Raw genomic sequence first — 14,388 nt, forward strand, 5'->3', positions numbered from 1 at the left:
GGACTGATAAAATATGGATAAAATTATGGCACAGCTTGAAGGACTTGTGGCTCATTATGATGAATTGCAAGAAATGATGGCCGATCCAGAGGTTATCAACGATACCAAACGGTATATGGAAATTTCCAAAGAAGCATCTGACTTACATGATGTTGTAGAAAAATATCAAAAATACAAAGCAGATAAAAAAGAAATAAAAGATAATAACGAAATTATTTCAAGTGAAAGTGACTCTGATTTAGTTGAAATGGCTAAAGAAGAAAATAGTAGCCTAGAGCAGGAAATAGTTGATTTGGAAGACGAAATCAAAATTTTAATGCTTCCTAAAGATCCTAATGATGATAAAGATATCATTATGGAAATCAGAGGTGCAGCTGGTGGTGACGAAGCCTCACTTTTTGCTGGTGACTTACTCAGAATGTATGAAAAATATGCTGAACGACAAAATTGGCAAGTCTCCATTGTTGATAGTGAACCTACTGAAGTTGGTGGCTATAAGCGTGTTGCAATCATGATTACAGGTGACAAAGTTTACTCTAAATTAAAGTATGAAAATGGTGCTCACCGTGTACAACGTATCCCTGTAACTGAATCTCAAGGACGAGTACATACTTCAACTGCAACTGTTGCTGTAATGCCAGAATATGAGCAAGTTGATTTTGAGCTTGATCCAAAGGACATCAGAGTTGATGTTTACCGTTCTAGTGGTGCAGGTGGTCAGCACATTAACAAGACCTCTAGTGCTGTTAGAATGACTCACTTACCTACTGGAATTGTGGTGGCAATGCAGGATCAACGTAGTCAGCAACAAAACCGTGAAAAAGCAATGCAAATTTTAACCTCACGTGTTTATGATTACTATGAAAGTGAAAATCGTGATCAATATGACGAAAAGAGGAAAAATGCGGTTGGTACGGGGGATCGTTCTGAAAGAATTAGAACCTATAACTATCCGCAAAACCGTGTAACTGACCACCGAATTGGTTTAACACTCAACAAGTTAGATCGAATTATGAATGGTGAGTTGGACGAAGTCATTGATGCATTGATTTTATATAACCAAACTAAGCAATTAGAGGAGTTGGCTGATCAAAATGGCTAAAATTGCTACTTTGAAGGACTTAAGTATTTGGGCAACCGAAACGGCTGCTGATCAGCGTCAAGAAGATGTTAATTTTCTTTTAGCTGAAAGACTTGGATTAAGTCCAAGCGAATTTGAGTTAAAACAAGAAATGGCGCTAACCGACGCTCAAATTAAGCAAGCCCAAAAAGATGTCAAAAAACTTGCTAAAGGAATTTCACCTCAATACATTTTGGGTTATTCATGGTTTTATGGTTACAAGATATTAGTTGAACAAAGTGTTTTAATTCCGCGTTTTGAAACTGAAGAACTAGTTACTTGGACGCTTGAAGAATTAAAAAGCGGTGAGACCGTACTTGATTTAGGTACTGGTTCAGGTTGTATTACTGTTGCTTTAGCAAAAGAAGCAGCTAAAAAAGGAATTACAGATTTAAATTTGTTCGCTTCTGATGTGACAGATGCTGCTTTAAGAACAGCGGAAGAAAACTTCTTAGTCTATGATTTAGACGTCACTGTGCGCAAAGCTAACGTTTTAATTGGATTAGAAAAGTTCGATAAGATAATTTCTAATCCACCATATATCAAAGAATCTGAAAAAGATGTGATGGATCAGAATGTTTTACAAAATGAACCTAAAGAAGCATTATTTGGTGGTAAAAGTGGTATTACATTTTATCAAAAATTTGCCAAGCAGGTACGTGAACACTTGAATCCTGGTGGAGAGTTCTTTTTAGAATTTGGCTTTAGCGAAAAACAGCAATTACAAGAACTATTTGCTAAAGAATTACCTGATTTTACAATTGAATTTAAGGATGATATGGCAAGTAAACCGCGAATGGTAACTGGGAAGTGGAATAAGTAATGGAAACGAAAATTTTTCAGCAGGACCAAATTGATGAAGCCGTTAAACTTTTAAGAGCTGGTGAATTAGTGGCTTTTCCGACCGAAACAGTTTATGGTCTTGGCGCTATCGCAACTAATGAAAAAGCTGTGAAGGGTGTTTATGCTGCTAAGGGAAGACCTAGTGATAATCCGTTAATTGTAACTGTTTCAGATGAAGCGATGGTTTCGGATTATGCAAAAGAAATTCCTGAACGTGCGCAAAAATTAATGAAGCATTTTTGGCCGGGTCCGCTGACTATTTTGCTTTTTGTTAAGCCTAATGCTTTGCCAAAAGCTGTTACTGGTGGGCTAGATACTGTGGCTTTTCGCTGCCCAGATGATAAGTTGACACACGATTTGATTTCTAAACTGGGCTATCCAATAGTTGGGCCTTCTGCGAATACTTCTACTAAACCAAGTCCAACCACTGCACAGCACGTTTATCATGATTTAAATGGTAAAATTGCGGGCATAATCGATGGTGGGCCAACAAGAGTAGGTTTGGAATCAACTATTATTGATTTGTCCGTCGAAACGCCGGTTGTCTTACGACCAGGTGAAATTACGCCACAAGAGCTAAGCGAAGTACTTGGTGAAAAGGTCTTGATTAACAGTGGACAAGTGAAAGATCAAGATGTACCAAAGGCTCCGGGGATGAAGTATCGTCATTATGCTCCAAGTGAACCAGTAATAATTGTTGATGACACGAGTGATTTTGCAAAAATTGAGTTTAATGAGCATACTGGCGTAGCAGCTTTAGATTCTGTTTTAGTTGGGTTGAATGTACCAGAGCAAAATAAGTATAGTTTGGGTAAAAATCTGGTAGATGCCGATCATAACTTATTTGGTGCATTGCGCTATTTTGATGATAAGCAGTCAATTGATCAAATTTATGTCCAAGGTTTCAGTGGCAGCGAGGCCACCTTGGCATATATGAATCGTTTAAATAAAGCTGCGGCTGAGAACCATTTTCATGTAAAGTAAAAAAATAAAGCAAAGGGCTTTAAACCCTCTGCTTTTTTGATTAAAATAAGCGAGAAAGTATATTTGTTTTATAGGAGGAAAAGAATGGGTAAATTTACAGTGTTAGATCATCCGTTGATTCAACACAAGTTAACAATCATTAGACGTAAGGAGACAAGCTCCAATGAGTTTCGTCAAATTGTTGGTGAGATTGGCGGATTGATGACATATGAAATTACTAGGGATTTACCATTAAAGGATGTTGAAATTGAAACACCAATGGGCAAAACAACGCAAAAGGAAATAGCCGGTAAAAAGATGACAATTGTTCCTATTTTGCGTGCAGGTATTGGTATGCTCAATGGTGTGATGGAAATGATTCCTTCAGCTAAAGTTGGTGTCATTGGGATGTACCGTGATGAAGAAACATTAGAACCACACGAGTACTTCTGTAAGATGCCTAAGGATGTAGCAGATCGTGAGTGTTTAGTAGTTGACCCAATGCTTGCCACTGGTGGCTCGGCTAATATGGCTATTGGCGCCTTGAAAAAACGTGGTGTCAAGGACATTAAACTTGCCGTTTTAGTTGCTGCACCCGAAGGCGTAAAAGCTATTCAGGAAGAAAATCCTGATGTAGACATTTATGCCGCAGCAGAAGATGAGAAGTTATTACCAAATGGCTACATCGCCCCAGGTCTTGGTGATGCCGGTGACCGCTTGTTTGGCACTAAATAGCGATATTTTTACAAATAGTATACGGAATTCGCTTACAATTTTTCACAAAAGGTTTGTTTGGTGTTAATATTGTAGGAGTGTTCGATAAACTGGGCACAAGAAGGGAGGTCACGAAGTAATGGAGAAATCATTTGTTTTTAAATTTTTGGGTTTAAACTTTGATCTCGCTGGGATGATTGGCTCAACTTTAATGGCTGCAGTGGTTTTATTCGTCTGCATTTGGCTCTCGCGCAAAGTTGAATTGAGACCGAACAAGAAGCAAAATGTGATTGAATATTTATTGGATTTCACTGATGGCATTGTTAAAGATAATGTCAGTGATCCTGATGCGCGTAAGCATCTATCACTTTATGCTTTTGTTTTGTTCCTATTTATCTTTTGCATGAATCAATTGGGACTCTTCTTAGAAGTCAAAGTTGGTGACAATATGTTTGTTAAGTCACCAACAGCTGATCCAGTAACGACGATGTCGTTTGCAATGATGACCTTGCTTCTATCATTCACATTTGGAATGCAAAAATTTGGCGTAGGTGGCTATTGGCGCAATTATGCAGAGCCAGTTAGCTTTTTGTTCCCAATCAATATGATTGAGGAAATAACTAACTTTTTGACTTTGTCTTTACGTTTATACGGCAATATTTATGCTGGGGAAGTGCTATTGACATTGATTGGAAATAGTTTAGCTCCTAGCTTTGGTATTACAACTATGGTTTTAGCTGCCCCACTTGCGATGGTTTGGCAAGGTTTCTCTGTCTTCATTGGCTCTATCCAGGCATATGTTTTCGTAACCTTATCAATGGTTTATATTGGTAAGAAAGTTACAAAAGAATAATTTTTCGGAGGTTTAAATATGTCACAAGCATTTAAATATATTTCTGCAGCTTTGGTCGCTGGTATTGCAGCATTAGCTGCTTCTTGGGGTAACGGTAAAGTTATTACTAAGACTGTCGAAAGTATGGCTCGTCAACCTGAAAGTGCAGGTAACTTGAGATCAACAATGTTCATCGGTGTTGGTTTGATTGAAGCCGTTCCAATTTTGGCAATTGTTGTTGCTTTTCTGATTCTCTTCCTTTAATTTTTAAAAGTAATTAAGTTGAAAAGAGAGAAGGGCAGTAAATGACATTTCAAACTTTATTTGCAGCCTCATCAGGTCATATTTACATTGGTAATACCATTTGGTATTTGATTGTTTTTGCAATTTTGCTTGTCTTGGTTAAGCACTATGCTTGGGGACCAGTTTCCGAAATGATGGAAAAAAGACGGCAAAAAGTAATTAGCGATTTAGATTCAGCTGCAGACAACCGCAAAAAAGCCGAAGTTTTGGCTAATGAACGTGAAGCTGCCTTGAAAAATTCAAGACAAGAAGCAACACAAATTCTCTCTGATGCAAAAGCTAATGCGCAGAAGACAAGTAGTCAAATCGTAGCTGAGGCTAACGATGACGCTGCTTCGATTCATGAAAAGGCGAAAGCAGATGCTGCACAAGCTAAAGCAGATGCATTAGATGAAGCACGTGCGCAGGTAGCTGATATATCAGTTACAATTGCTGAAAAGGTAATTGCTAAAAACTTATCTGCTGATGATCAAAAAGATTTGGTTGATCAGTTTATTAAGGGGCTGAATAAATAATGGCCTTAAGTAGAGAAGAAATTGTTGCACGTTATGGAACTGCGCTATTTAATTATGCGCAAGACATGAACGCTTTGGATACTGTTAAAGAAGAATTATGTGAATTAAGAAAAGCCGTTTGTACAAATCCACAGATCCTTAGTGTTTTTAGTGATCCAATTTTAAACAGTGATGAAAAGAAAAAATCGTTGTCAGCAATTGAACAGGGCTTCAGTACAGAAGTTCAAACTTTTTTAAATTTGCTGCTAGATTATAATCATTTTCTTGAACTTGTTGATATTATCGATTTCTTTAATAAATTGTATAATGACAGCAAAAAAATAATGGTTGGAACTGCAATAACTGCGGTTAAACTCGATGAAGATCAATTAAGTGCTCTAGGAGATAGTTATGCTAAAAAATTTGGTTTAGCTAGTGTTACCCTAGAAAACAAAGTAGATTCAGAGATAATCGGCGGTGTAATTCTAAAAGTTGGCGATTGCGTTATCGACGGTTCAGTAAAGAACAAACTGAAAAAGATTCGTGCGCAGTTAATTAGTAAAAATTAAAAGAGGTGAAACCATTGAGCATTAAAGCAGAAGAAATTAGCTCTTTAATCAAGCAACAGCTTGAACACTATGATGACAAACTCGACATTAATGAGGTTGGGGTTGTAACTTACATAGGTGATGGTATCGCCCGGGCTCACGGATTGGACAATGTTCTATCTAATGAATTGTTGGAATTTGACAACGGTTCGTATGGTATTGCTCAAAACCTTGAGTCAAATGATGTTGGTATCATTATCTTGGGTAACTTTGATGATATTCGCGAAGGTGACCAAGTAAAAAGAACCGGTGAAATCATGCGTGTGCCAGTTGGCGAAGAACTGATTGGTCGTGTAGTTAATCCTCTGGGTCAGCCAGTTGACGGACTTGGTGAAATTAAAACCACTAAGACTCGTCCAATTGAAGATGCTGCACCTGGAGTTATGCAACGACAATCAGTTAATCAACCACTTCAAACTGGTATTAAAGCAATTGATGCATTGGTTCCAATTGGTCGAGGTCAGCGTGAATTAATCATTGGTGACCGTAAAACTGGTAAAACAAGCTTGGCTGTTGACACTATTTTGAATCAAAAAGGACAAGATGTAATTTGTATTTACGTCTTTATTGGTCAGAAGGAGTCAACTGTTAGAACGCAAGTAGAAACTTTGAAACGCTTTGGCGCAATGGATTATACAATTGTTGTCGAAGCTGGACCAAGTGAACCGGCCCCAATGCTTTATATAGCACCATATGCTGGTACGGCAATGGGTGAAGAATTTATGTACAACGGCAAGGATGTTTTAGTCATTTTTGATGACCTATCCAAACAAGCCGTTGCTTATCGTGAACTCTCTTTGCTCCTTCGTCGTCCGCCTGGTCGTGAAGCTTATCCTGGTGACGTTTTCTACCTGCATTCCCGTCTGTTGGAGCGTAGTGCGAAGTTGAGTGATGAACTTGGTGGAGGTTCAATGACTGCCATTCCGTTTATCCAAACTGAAGCGGGAGATATTTCAGCGTATATTCCTACCAACGTAATCTCGATTACGGATGGTCAGATTTTCTTACAAAGTGATTTGTTCTTTGCAGGAACTCGTCCAGCTATTGACGCTGGTAATTCTGTTTCCCGTGTTGGTGGTAGCGCTCAGATAAAGGCAATGAAAAAAGTTGCTGGTACTTTACGTACTGATTTAGCAGCTTATCATGAATTAGAGAGTTTCGCTCAATTTGGCAGTGATTTGGATCAGGCAACCCAGGCTAAATTAAACCGTGGTCGCAGAGTTGTTGAAGTTTTAAAACAACCATTACATGACCCAATTCCAGTTGAAAAGCAAGTAGTCTTACTATACTCACTAACTCATGGCTATTTGGATTCTGTTCCTGTTGAAGATATCGGCCGATTTGAAAAAGAATTGTATGATAACTTTGATAGTCAACATTCAGACTTATTGGATCACATCCGTGAGACAGGTGAACTGCCGGATGAAAGTGAGTTAAAGACTGCAATTTCTAAATTTGCAGATAGTTTTTCACCAAGTAATAAATAGGAGGTAGCTTATGCCTGCATCTTTACTTGAGTTGAAGAAGAAAATTGCTTCAGTTAAGCAAACTGGTAAAATCACAGAAGCAATGAGAATGGTTTCTGCGTCAAAACTAAATCAAACAGAAAAAAGAGATGAAGGATATACGGTTTATAATGACCATGTTCGACAAACTCTTTCGCGTTTGATGAGTGCACAAGTGGTTAGTCATTTGCACAAAGAAAATGTTGCAATTGATGAAGACAGCATCAGTAAGATTGATTATGAGAGTGTTTTTGGCTTAGGTGTCATTTCAGACATGGTTCAAGCTCGTAAAGAAGTAAAGTCTACTGGTTATCTTGTAATTACGGGTGATCGAGGACTTGTTGGATCATATAATAGTGCCGTCATTAAAAACATGATGGGCTTAGCTGAAGATGCAAAAGCAGAAAATAAAGACATTAAAATTCTTGCTGTTGGCTCAGTTGGAGCTGAATTTTTCAAGAAAAACAACTTGAATGTTGTTTATGAAAATACTGCAATTTCTGATGTACCAACTTTTGATGAAGTTTTACCAATTGTTTCAACTGCAATCAAAATGTACTTAAACGGAGTTTATGATGAGCTATACGTTTGTTATACGCACCACATAAACTCTTTATCATCAGCATTTCGTGTTGAAAAAATGCTTCCTATTGTTGATATCGATATCGGCCTTAAAGAAGCAAAAGAACACCGAGATCTAGAATATGATATTGAGCCAGACATTAATACGGTGTTGACTACACTAATTCCTCAATATGCCCGTTCAACTATTTATGGGGCAATTTTGGATGCAAAAACTGCAGAACATGCTAGTTCAATGACAGCAATGCAGAGTGCAACCGATAACGTAAATGACTTGGTTTCAAGTTTAACTACAAAATTAAACCGTGCAAGACAAGCTGAGATCACTACTGAAATTACTGAAATTGTCAGTGGTGCAAATGCTTTGAAATAATTAAGAGAAAAGGAGGTAGATGTTTTGAGTGAAGGTGAAGTTGTTCAAGTAATCGGCCCTGTAGTCGATGTGAAATTTCCACTTGACAAAAACCTACCTGATATTAACAATGCTTTGCGCGTCGTTAAGTCGGATGATGAATCAATTGTTCTTGAAGTTACACTTGAACTCGGTGACGGTGTATTAAGAACAATCGCGATGGAATCTACCAACGGACTCCGGCGCGGAATGAAGGTCCAAGATACTGGAGGTCCTATTTCAGTACCTGTTGGTTCTGATACCTTAGGACGTGTTTTTAACGTTTTAGGTGAACCAATCGATAATGGTCCAAAATTCGATAAAGATCATCCTCGTAACAGTATCCATCGAAATGCACCAAAATATGATGAATTAACTACCAGCCAAGAAATTCTGGAAACAGGGATTAAGGTTATTGATTTACTTGAACCTTATGTTCGTGGTGGTAAAGTTGGTTTGTTTGGTGGTGCCGGAGTTGGTAAGACTACTATTATCCAAGAGTTAATTCACAATATTGCTCAAGAGCATGGTGGTATTTCGGTCTTTACTGGTGTTGGTGAAAGAACACGTGAAGGTAATGACCTTTACTTTGAAATGAAGGCATCTGGTGTTTTAAGCAAAACAGCGATGGTCTTTGGTCAAATGAATGAGCCGCCTGGTGCCAGAATGCGTGTAGCTTTAACTGGATTAACCCTAGCTGAGTACTTTAGAGATGTTGAAGGCCAAGACGTTTTGCTCTTTATCGACAACATTTTCCGGTTTACTCAAGCCGGTTCTGAGGTTTCAGCTTTGTTAGGAAGAATGCCTAGTGCCGTTGGTTATCAACCAACACTTGCAACTGAAATGGGTCAATTGCAGGAAAGAATCACTTCAACTAAGAAGGGTTCAATTACTTCAATTCAAGCCGTTTATGTTCCTGCCGATGACTATACCGACCCAGCCCCAGCGACAACTTTTGCTCACCTTGATGCTACAACCAACTTGGAACGTAGCTTAGTTGAGCAGGGTATTTATCCAGCCGTTGATCCATTGGAATCAACTTCTAGTGCGTTGGATCCTGAAGTAGTTGGTCAAGAACATTACGAAGTTGCTACACGTGTACAGCACATTTTGCAACGATACCACGAATTACAAGACATTATCTCAGTGTTGGGTATGGATGAATTATCTGATGAAGAGAAGGTAATTGTTAGTCGTGCTCGTAAGATTCAGTTCTTCTTATCCCAAAACTTCTTTGTTGCTGAACAGTTTACTGGTGTACCTGGTTCATATGTTCCAATCAAAGAGACAATTAAGGGCTTTAAGATGATTTTGGATGGTCATTTAGATGATTTACCAGAAGATGCTTTCCGTAGCGTGGGTCCTATCGAAGATGTTTTGAAAAAAGCTCAAGATATGGGTGTAACCGCCAGTGATCCTGAAGCAAAAGCATTATTAGAAAAGTAGGGTGATGTCAAATGGCAGATCCAGAAAAACTTTTCATGGTAAATGTTGTAACACCTGATGGCGTAGTTTTTTCTCATCATTGTAGTATTGTTGAGATGCGTGCAATCGATGGACAACGCTCAATCATGTATAATCACTTGCCTATTTTAACTCCACTTTCAATTGGTGAAATTAGGGTTAAAAGAAGTCGTGAGATGAATGAAGTTGTTAATCACATAGCAGTAAGCGGTGGCTACTTTGAGTTTTCTGATAATGTAGCAACGATTATTGCTGATAGTGCGGAACGTTCAAATAAAATTGATGTGTCTCGTGCTGAAGCAGCTCGAAAGCGTGCTCAAGATGCTTTGAAGGAAGCAAAAGCAGCGCATGATCAAAGATCGCTCGAAAGAGCACAAGTTGCATTGAGAAGGGCTGTCAACCGGATTAGTGTTTACAATTCAGGTAAATAGTATTAAAGTTTAACGGATACACAAAAGCGTGTATCCGTTTTTTATTTGACTAAAGAAAAGTGGGAAATTAAATGTTTCAACTTGGTGTTCATGCTCTGATCAGTATTATTATTTACCTGATAACAATAGGGCTATCATTTCAAATTATGAAGAGTGTTAGAATCGAAAAAATTATTAGAACTAATAAGGTTTTTGAAGCGCAATTGCTACTGATTTTTGCGGCAATTGCGTTAGGCTTTTTAGTAGGGAATTTTTTCATTACGCTGATAGATACTTCTTTACAATTAAGTAATTTCTTTTAAGACTTGTTAAAACGCCTGAAGAGTGCAGCAAACTAGCTTTCTTTATGGTAAAATGTACAATGAATATTTATGGAGGATTATTGTGGCACGAGATATAGGAATTGATTTAGGGACAGCCAACGTGCTCATTAACGTTTCTGGTAAGGGAATCGTTTTGAATGAACCATCAGTAGTTGCTGTCAATACAAGTACAAATAAAGTAGTAGCTGTTGGAACTGAAGCATACAAAATGGTAGGTAGAACGCCTGGTAATATTCGTGTGATTCGCCCATTAAAGAATGGGGTAATTGCCGATTTTGACATTACAGAAGCGATGCTATCTTACTTCATTGAAAAATTAAATGTTAAGGGCTTTATGTCAAAACCTAACATTTTGATTTGTGCTCCAACTGGAGTAACTTCAATTGAACAAAAGGCAATTATTCAAGCAGCTGAAAAATCAGGTGGTGGTAAGGTTTACCTTGATTTTGAACCTAAGGTTGCAGCTGTTGGTGCAGGGCTAGATATTTTTAAGCCACAAGGTAATATTGTTATCGATATTGGTGGTGGTACTACTGATATTGCTGTTTTATCAATGGGTGAAATTGTTACTAGCCAATCTCTTCGCTATGCTGGAGATCATATGAACCAAGCTGTTGTTTCTTACATTAAAAACAAGCATAACTTGCTTATTGGTTCAAGAACAGCTGAACAAATTAAAATTGAAATTGGTAGTGCCTTTGAGCCGGATAAGGATCAGACGATTACTGTCCGTGGACGTGATGTAGTGGATGGCCTTCCTAAACAGGCAACTGTTTCTGCTCCTGAAATTCAAGAGGCTTTGCATGATGGTTTGATGACAATTATTGCAGCTACTAAAGATGTTTTAGAGAAGACTCCACCTGAGTTATCTGCCGACATTATTGATCGTGGTATTATGCTAACTGGTGGTGGTGCGATGTTAAAGAACTTGGATAAACTAATTTCGTACTATCTTAAGGTTCCAGTTTTGACTGCTGATCATCCTCTTGAAGCTGTTGCATTGGGAACAGGCATTTTGCTTAAAAATATCGAAAAGCATCAACGTCATTAATTCAACTGGAGGTGTGGTTTGCGTAAGATTTTAATTTATCTAGTTAGAATTTATCAGAAATTTATTTCGCCGGCTTTACCTAAGTCTTGCCGTTATTATCCTACTTGTTCAACTTACATGATTGATGCTTTGACCAAATTTGGTCCCTTTTTAGGATTAATTATGGGTATTAGCAGGATTTTGCGTTGCAATCCCTTTGTTCGCGGAGGGGTTGACCCGGTACCTGATAAGTTTACTGTTTTCCGTAACCCCCACCCAGAGAGATATGAAGATGAAATTATTGCTAAAAAATTTCATCCTGATGTGAAATAGGAGTATTTATGTCAAAGAAACCAGAGAATATTAATATTGAAATTAATGAAATCAACGGGAAAGATAATCCGACTTGGGAAGTAGTCATTCCACAGAAGAAAAAAGCTATTGGTTTAATTGAAAAAATTGATGGACGTTATCGTGCAACTACTAATAAAACTAATAGTGTTCTATATGCAAAGACGTTAGAAAGTAGTATCAATGACTTGCTATCGTACTTTGCTTTACATGAAAAATAGTGGACAGTGATGATTAATGGTAAAAGTACAAAATAAAACTGATTTGTATGATCAAATAGCCTGGAACATTGTTGTTCCTGTGCTGATTCTGGCAGCTGTTGGTTTATACTCGATTTACTTTGCTGCAATAGATGATCCAAGTCATATGGGAAGCCCAGTAAAAGCAGTTTTAATGCAAGGGCTTTGGTATTTGATTTCTTTAGTAATAGTTGTTTTTGTAATTCAATTTGATGCAGAACAGTTATTTCGAATTGCACCATATGCCTACGGTCTAGGAATTGTCCTTTTGATTGCAGTTTTATTCTTTTATAATCGAAGTATAGCTGCTGATGTTAGTGCCAAAAGTTGGTTTAAGCTAGGGCCAATTTCCTTTCAGCCATCCGAGGTAATGAAACCAGCATTTATTCTAATGTTAGCTAGAGTAGTTAGAGAGCACAATCAGAAGTTCGCACATACAATTCGAAATGACTGGGTTTTAATTGGTAAAATAGTTGGTTGGATGCTGCCAATTGCAGTTCTACTGAAATTACAAAATGACTTCGGTACGATGCTTGTCTTCTTTGCTATAGTTGGTGGAGTAATTATTGTTTCAGGAATATCTTGGAAGATAATAACACCAATGTTTATCATAGTTGCAATTATAGGTGTGGTAGTGATTTTTATGGTCACTACACCAGGCGGCCAAGTTATTCTAAGCCATTCTTTTCAACCGTACCAATTTGCTCGTATCATGTCTTGGCTGAATCCATCTACAGATACATCTAAAGCAGCATATCAGTTGTGGCAGAGTATGCAAGCGATTGGATCTGGACAGATTTTTGGTAATGGGTTTGGAAATCTAAGTGTTTATGTACCAGTTCGTGGTTCGGATATGGTTTATTCAGTAATTGGTGAATCATTTGGTTTTGTTGGTAGTGTAGCAGTTATCTTGCTTTACTTATACCTGATTGTCCAGATGGTACGTATTACATTTGATACCAAAAATGCATTTTACTCATATGTATCGACAGGGGTCATTATGATGATCTTGTTCCATGTTTTTGAAAATATAGGAATGAGTATTGATCTCTTGCCGTTGACAGGTATACCATTACCATTTATTTCCCAAGGTGGTTCAGCCTTAATTGGGAATATGATTGGTATTGGTATGATTTTATCGATGAAGTTTCATAATAAAGATTATATGTTTAGCCAGGCAGGCGACTTTTAATTAAAAATAAAAAGCACTTCTTTTAAAAGAAGTGCTTTTTTGTATGCCCAGTTTATTTTAATTTTGATTTTCGGCGGTACGACAAACTAGTACATCGCAATCTGCTGTTCTGGTGACATACTCGGTTACGCTACCGACTAAAATTCGTTCTACTGCATTTAAGCCAGTTGCACCAACTACGATTAAATCAATTTGATGCTTTTTAGGAAAGTCATGTGCAATGATTGCCTTAGGAGAACCGAATTCAATTGAAAAGTGAACATCGTCAATTCCCGCTTCTTTTGCATCATTGTAATATTTTTGCAGCTTTTCCTTAGCATCATTTGAAACTTGCTCAACCATTTCGGAGTCAAAGCTTGAAACATTTTGGAAGGATCTAGTATCAATGACATGTAAAATTTCTAAGCCTGCATTATTACCCTTAGCTAGTAAAATTGCTTTTTTAAAAGCTAAATCTGCTTCTTTTGATCCATCAACGGCGACTTGTATGCGGTGATATTGTTTCATCATTTAAAACACCTCTCTTATATATTCATTTTACCAAATTTTTGGCGAATTAATCATTTTCGTGATTAATTAATAAGCTAAAAATTAGAATAGTAATTGAACTAAGAAGTAGGGTAACCAAATTCAAATACTTATTACTTTGGAATAAGATGATGATCCCAATAATGCATTCCAACAATAAGATAATTGCTGTCCAAGACATAATAGGGCGGAAATTCGTATTACTTTTACTACTAAAAACCAAAAAGTGTCTATCTCGGTTATGCCAAAGATAGGAGGCGGCTAGAAGAAGCACGGCTAAATACAGAATAATAACAATTTTTAAGATCATAAAAGTCTCCAAATAAAAAAGCGGTCAATAGACCGCTTCCTGAATTTCTAAAGAAATCCGAGTCGACCGAATATAGCAAAAGAATGCTTGTTGAACCCGCAGTGTTCAAAAAAATGAGATGTATCGCAATGAATATGGATCCTATTAACTAAGTAATAGTATTCC

General features: G+C 37.5%; 18 protein-coding genes. 17 read left to right on the top strand and 1 reads right to left on the bottom strand.

Going from position 1 to position 14,388, the window contains the following annotated elements; all coding sequences use genetic code 11:
* Nucleotides 1-13: 13 nt before the first annotated feature.
* The 17 genes from prfA to DKL56_RS03255 all read left to right on the top strand — a co-directional run bounded on the left by prfA (nt 14) and on the right by DKL56_RS03255 (nt 13,385).
* On the top strand, nt 14-1,102 hold the full coding sequence (gene prfA / locus DKL56_RS03175; RefSeq protein WP_109715385.1) for a peptide chain release factor 1: 1,089 nt from the start codon (nt 14-16) through the stop codon (nt 1,100-1,102).
* Nucleotides 1,095-1,943, top strand: coding sequence for a peptide chain release factor N(5)-glutamine methyltransferase (prmC, locus tag DKL56_RS03180; RefSeq protein WP_109715386.1), 849 nt, complete (start codon nt 1,095-1,097; stop codon nt 1,941-1,943). The genes prfA and prmC overlap by 8 nt, the downstream gene beginning before the upstream one ends.
* The gene (locus tag DKL56_RS03185) at nt 1,943-2,947 is read left to right on the top strand and encodes an L-threonylcarbamoyladenylate synthase (RefSeq protein WP_109715387.1); all 1,005 of its coding nucleotides are present in this window, start codon (nt 1,943-1,945) and stop codon (nt 2,945-2,947) included. Before prmC ends, DKL56_RS03185 begins: the two co-directional genes overlap by 1 nt.
* An 84-nt stretch (nt 2,948-3,031) precedes the next feature.
* Nucleotides 3,032-3,661, top strand: a complete 630-nt coding sequence (upp, locus tag DKL56_RS03190; RefSeq protein ID WP_109715388.1) for a uracil phosphoribosyltransferase — start codon at nt 3,032-3,034, stop codon at nt 3,659-3,661.
* Nucleotides 3,662-3,779: 118 nt separating this feature from the next.
* The gene (gene atpB, locus DKL56_RS03195; protein WP_109715389.1) at nt 3,780-4,493 is read left to right on the top strand and encodes a F0F1 ATP synthase subunit A; all 714 of its coding nucleotides are present in this window, start codon (nt 3,780-3,782) and stop codon (nt 4,491-4,493) included.
* An 18-nt stretch (nt 4,494-4,511) separates the two neighbouring features.
* Complete coding sequence (gene atpE, locus DKL56_RS03200) at nt 4,512-4,736, top strand: F0F1 ATP synthase subunit C (protein ID WP_074425482.1); 225 nt, start codon at nt 4,512-4,514, stop codon at nt 4,734-4,736.
* A 41-nt stretch (nt 4,737-4,777) separates the two neighbouring features.
* Nucleotides 4,778-5,290, top strand: coding sequence for a F0F1 ATP synthase subunit B (gene atpF / locus DKL56_RS03205; protein ID WP_046306647.1), 513 nt, complete (start codon nt 4,778-4,780; stop codon nt 5,288-5,290).
* Nucleotides 5,290-5,838 carry an ATP synthase F1 subunit delta gene (atpH, locus tag DKL56_RS03210; protein ID WP_109715390.1) on the top strand — a complete coding sequence of 183 codons (549 nt, stop codon included), beginning with the start codon at nt 5,290-5,292 and terminating at the stop codon, nt 5,836-5,838. The genes atpF and atpH overlap by 1 nt, the downstream gene beginning before the upstream one ends.
* A 14-nt stretch (nt 5,839-5,852) precedes the next feature.
* Nucleotides 5,853-7,364, top strand: a complete 1,512-nt coding sequence (gene atpA / locus DKL56_RS03215) for a F0F1 ATP synthase subunit alpha (protein WP_046306652.1) — start codon at nt 5,853-5,855, stop codon at nt 7,362-7,364.
* A 10-nt stretch (nt 7,365-7,374) separates the two neighbouring features.
* Nucleotides 7,375-8,337, top strand: coding sequence for a F0F1 ATP synthase subunit gamma (locus tag DKL56_RS03220; protein ID WP_109715391.1), 963 nt, complete (start codon nt 7,375-7,377; stop codon nt 8,335-8,337).
* Between the two features lie 24 nt (nt 8,338-8,361).
* Nucleotides 8,362-9,801: a F0F1 ATP synthase subunit beta gene (gene atpD / locus DKL56_RS03225; protein WP_109715392.1), complete on the top strand. Its 1,440-nt coding sequence runs from the start codon at nt 8,362-8,364 to the stop codon at nt 9,799-9,801.
* Nucleotides 9,802-9,812: 11 nt separating this feature from the next.
* Nucleotides 9,813-10,250 carry a F0F1 ATP synthase subunit epsilon gene (locus tag DKL56_RS03230; protein ID WP_109715393.1) on the top strand — a complete coding sequence of 146 codons (438 nt, stop codon included), beginning with the start codon at nt 9,813-9,815 and terminating at the stop codon, nt 10,248-10,250.
* Between the two features lie 71 nt (nt 10,251-10,321).
* Nucleotides 10,322-10,552 (top strand): DUF1146 family protein, encoded by a 231-nt coding sequence (locus DKL56_RS03235; RefSeq protein WP_046306660.1) that lies wholly within the window; start codon nt 10,322-10,324, stop codon nt 10,550-10,552.
* An 82-nt stretch (nt 10,553-10,634) separates the two neighbouring features.
* On the top strand, nt 10,635-11,624 hold the full coding sequence (mreB, locus tag DKL56_RS03240; protein ID WP_046306663.1) for a rod shape-determining protein: 990 nt from the start codon (nt 10,635-10,637) through the stop codon (nt 11,622-11,624).
* Nucleotides 11,625-11,642: 18 nt separating this feature from the next.
* Nucleotides 11,643-11,936: a membrane protein insertion efficiency factor YidD gene (yidD, locus tag DKL56_RS03245; protein WP_109715394.1), complete on the top strand. Its 294-nt coding sequence runs from the start codon at nt 11,643-11,645 to the stop codon at nt 11,934-11,936.
* A gap of 8 nt (nt 11,937-11,944) precedes the next feature.
* On the top strand, nt 11,945-12,175 hold the full coding sequence (locus tag DKL56_RS03250; protein WP_046306667.1) for a DUF2969 family protein: 231 nt from the start codon (nt 11,945-11,947) through the stop codon (nt 12,173-12,175).
* 16 nt (nt 12,176-12,191) lie between these two features.
* Nucleotides 12,192-13,385, top strand: a complete 1,194-nt coding sequence (locus DKL56_RS03255; RefSeq protein ID WP_109715395.1) for an FtsW/RodA/SpoVE family cell cycle protein — start codon at nt 12,192-12,194, stop codon at nt 13,383-13,385.
* Between the two features lie 57 nt (nt 13,386-13,442).
* Here DKL56_RS03255 and DKL56_RS03260 read toward each other — a convergent pair whose 3' ends face one another.
* A complete protein-coding gene (locus DKL56_RS03260; protein WP_109715396.1) occupies nt 13,443-13,895 on the bottom strand; it encodes a universal stress protein in 453 nt (150 codons plus the stop codon).
* Nucleotides 13,896-14,388: the final 493 nt, after the last annotated feature.

This window comes from Lactobacillus apis (assembly GCF_003150935.1).
GTDB lineage: Bacteria > Bacillota > Bacilli > Lactobacillales > Lactobacillaceae > Lactobacillus > Lactobacillus apis.

What these genes read in the sequence shown, in the direction of transcription:
- prfA (WP_109715385.1), top strand. Translation starts at nt 14, where the DNA reads ATGGATAAAATTATGGCACAGCTTGAAGGACTTGTGGCTCATTATGAT.
- prmC (WP_109715386.1), top strand. Translation starts at nt 1,095, where the DNA reads ATGGCTAAAATTGCTACTTTGAAGGACTTAAGTATTTGGGCAACCGAA.
- DKL56_RS03185 (WP_109715387.1), top strand. Translation starts at nt 1,943, where the DNA reads ATGGAAACGAAAATTTTTCAGCAGGACCAAATTGATGAAGCCGTTAAA.
- upp (WP_109715388.1), top strand. Translation starts at nt 3,032, where the DNA reads ATGGGTAAATTTACAGTGTTAGATCATCCGTTGATTCAACACAAGTTA.
- atpB (WP_109715389.1), top strand. Translation starts at nt 3,780, where the DNA reads ATGGAGAAATCATTTGTTTTTAAATTTTTGGGTTTAAACTTTGATCTC.
- atpE (WP_074425482.1), top strand. Translation starts at nt 4,512, where the DNA reads ATGTCACAAGCATTTAAATATATTTCTGCAGCTTTGGTCGCTGGTATT.
- atpF (WP_046306647.1), top strand. Translation starts at nt 4,778, where the DNA reads ATGACATTTCAAACTTTATTTGCAGCCTCATCAGGTCATATTTACATT.
- atpH (WP_109715390.1), top strand. Translation starts at nt 5,290, where the DNA reads ATGGCCTTAAGTAGAGAAGAAATTGTTGCACGTTATGGAACTGCGCTA.
- DKL56_RS03220 (WP_109715391.1), top strand. Translation starts at nt 7,375, where the DNA reads ATGCCTGCATCTTTACTTGAGTTGAAGAAGAAAATTGCTTCAGTTAAG.
- DKL56_RS03230 (WP_109715393.1), top strand. Translation starts at nt 9,813, where the DNA reads ATGGCAGATCCAGAAAAACTTTTCATGGTAAATGTTGTAACACCTGAT.
- DKL56_RS03235 (WP_046306660.1), top strand. Translation starts at nt 10,322, where the DNA reads ATGTTTCAACTTGGTGTTCATGCTCTGATCAGTATTATTATTTACCTG.
- DKL56_RS03250 (WP_046306667.1), top strand. Translation starts at nt 11,945, where the DNA reads ATGTCAAAGAAACCAGAGAATATTAATATTGAAATTAATGAAATCAAC.
- DKL56_RS03255 (WP_109715395.1), top strand. Translation starts at nt 12,192, where the DNA reads ATGGTAAAAGTACAAAATAAAACTGATTTGTATGATCAAATAGCCTGG.
- DKL56_RS03260 (WP_109715396.1), bottom strand. Translation starts at nt 13,895, where the DNA reads ATGATGAAACAATATCACCGCATACAAGTCGCCGTTGATGGATCAAAA.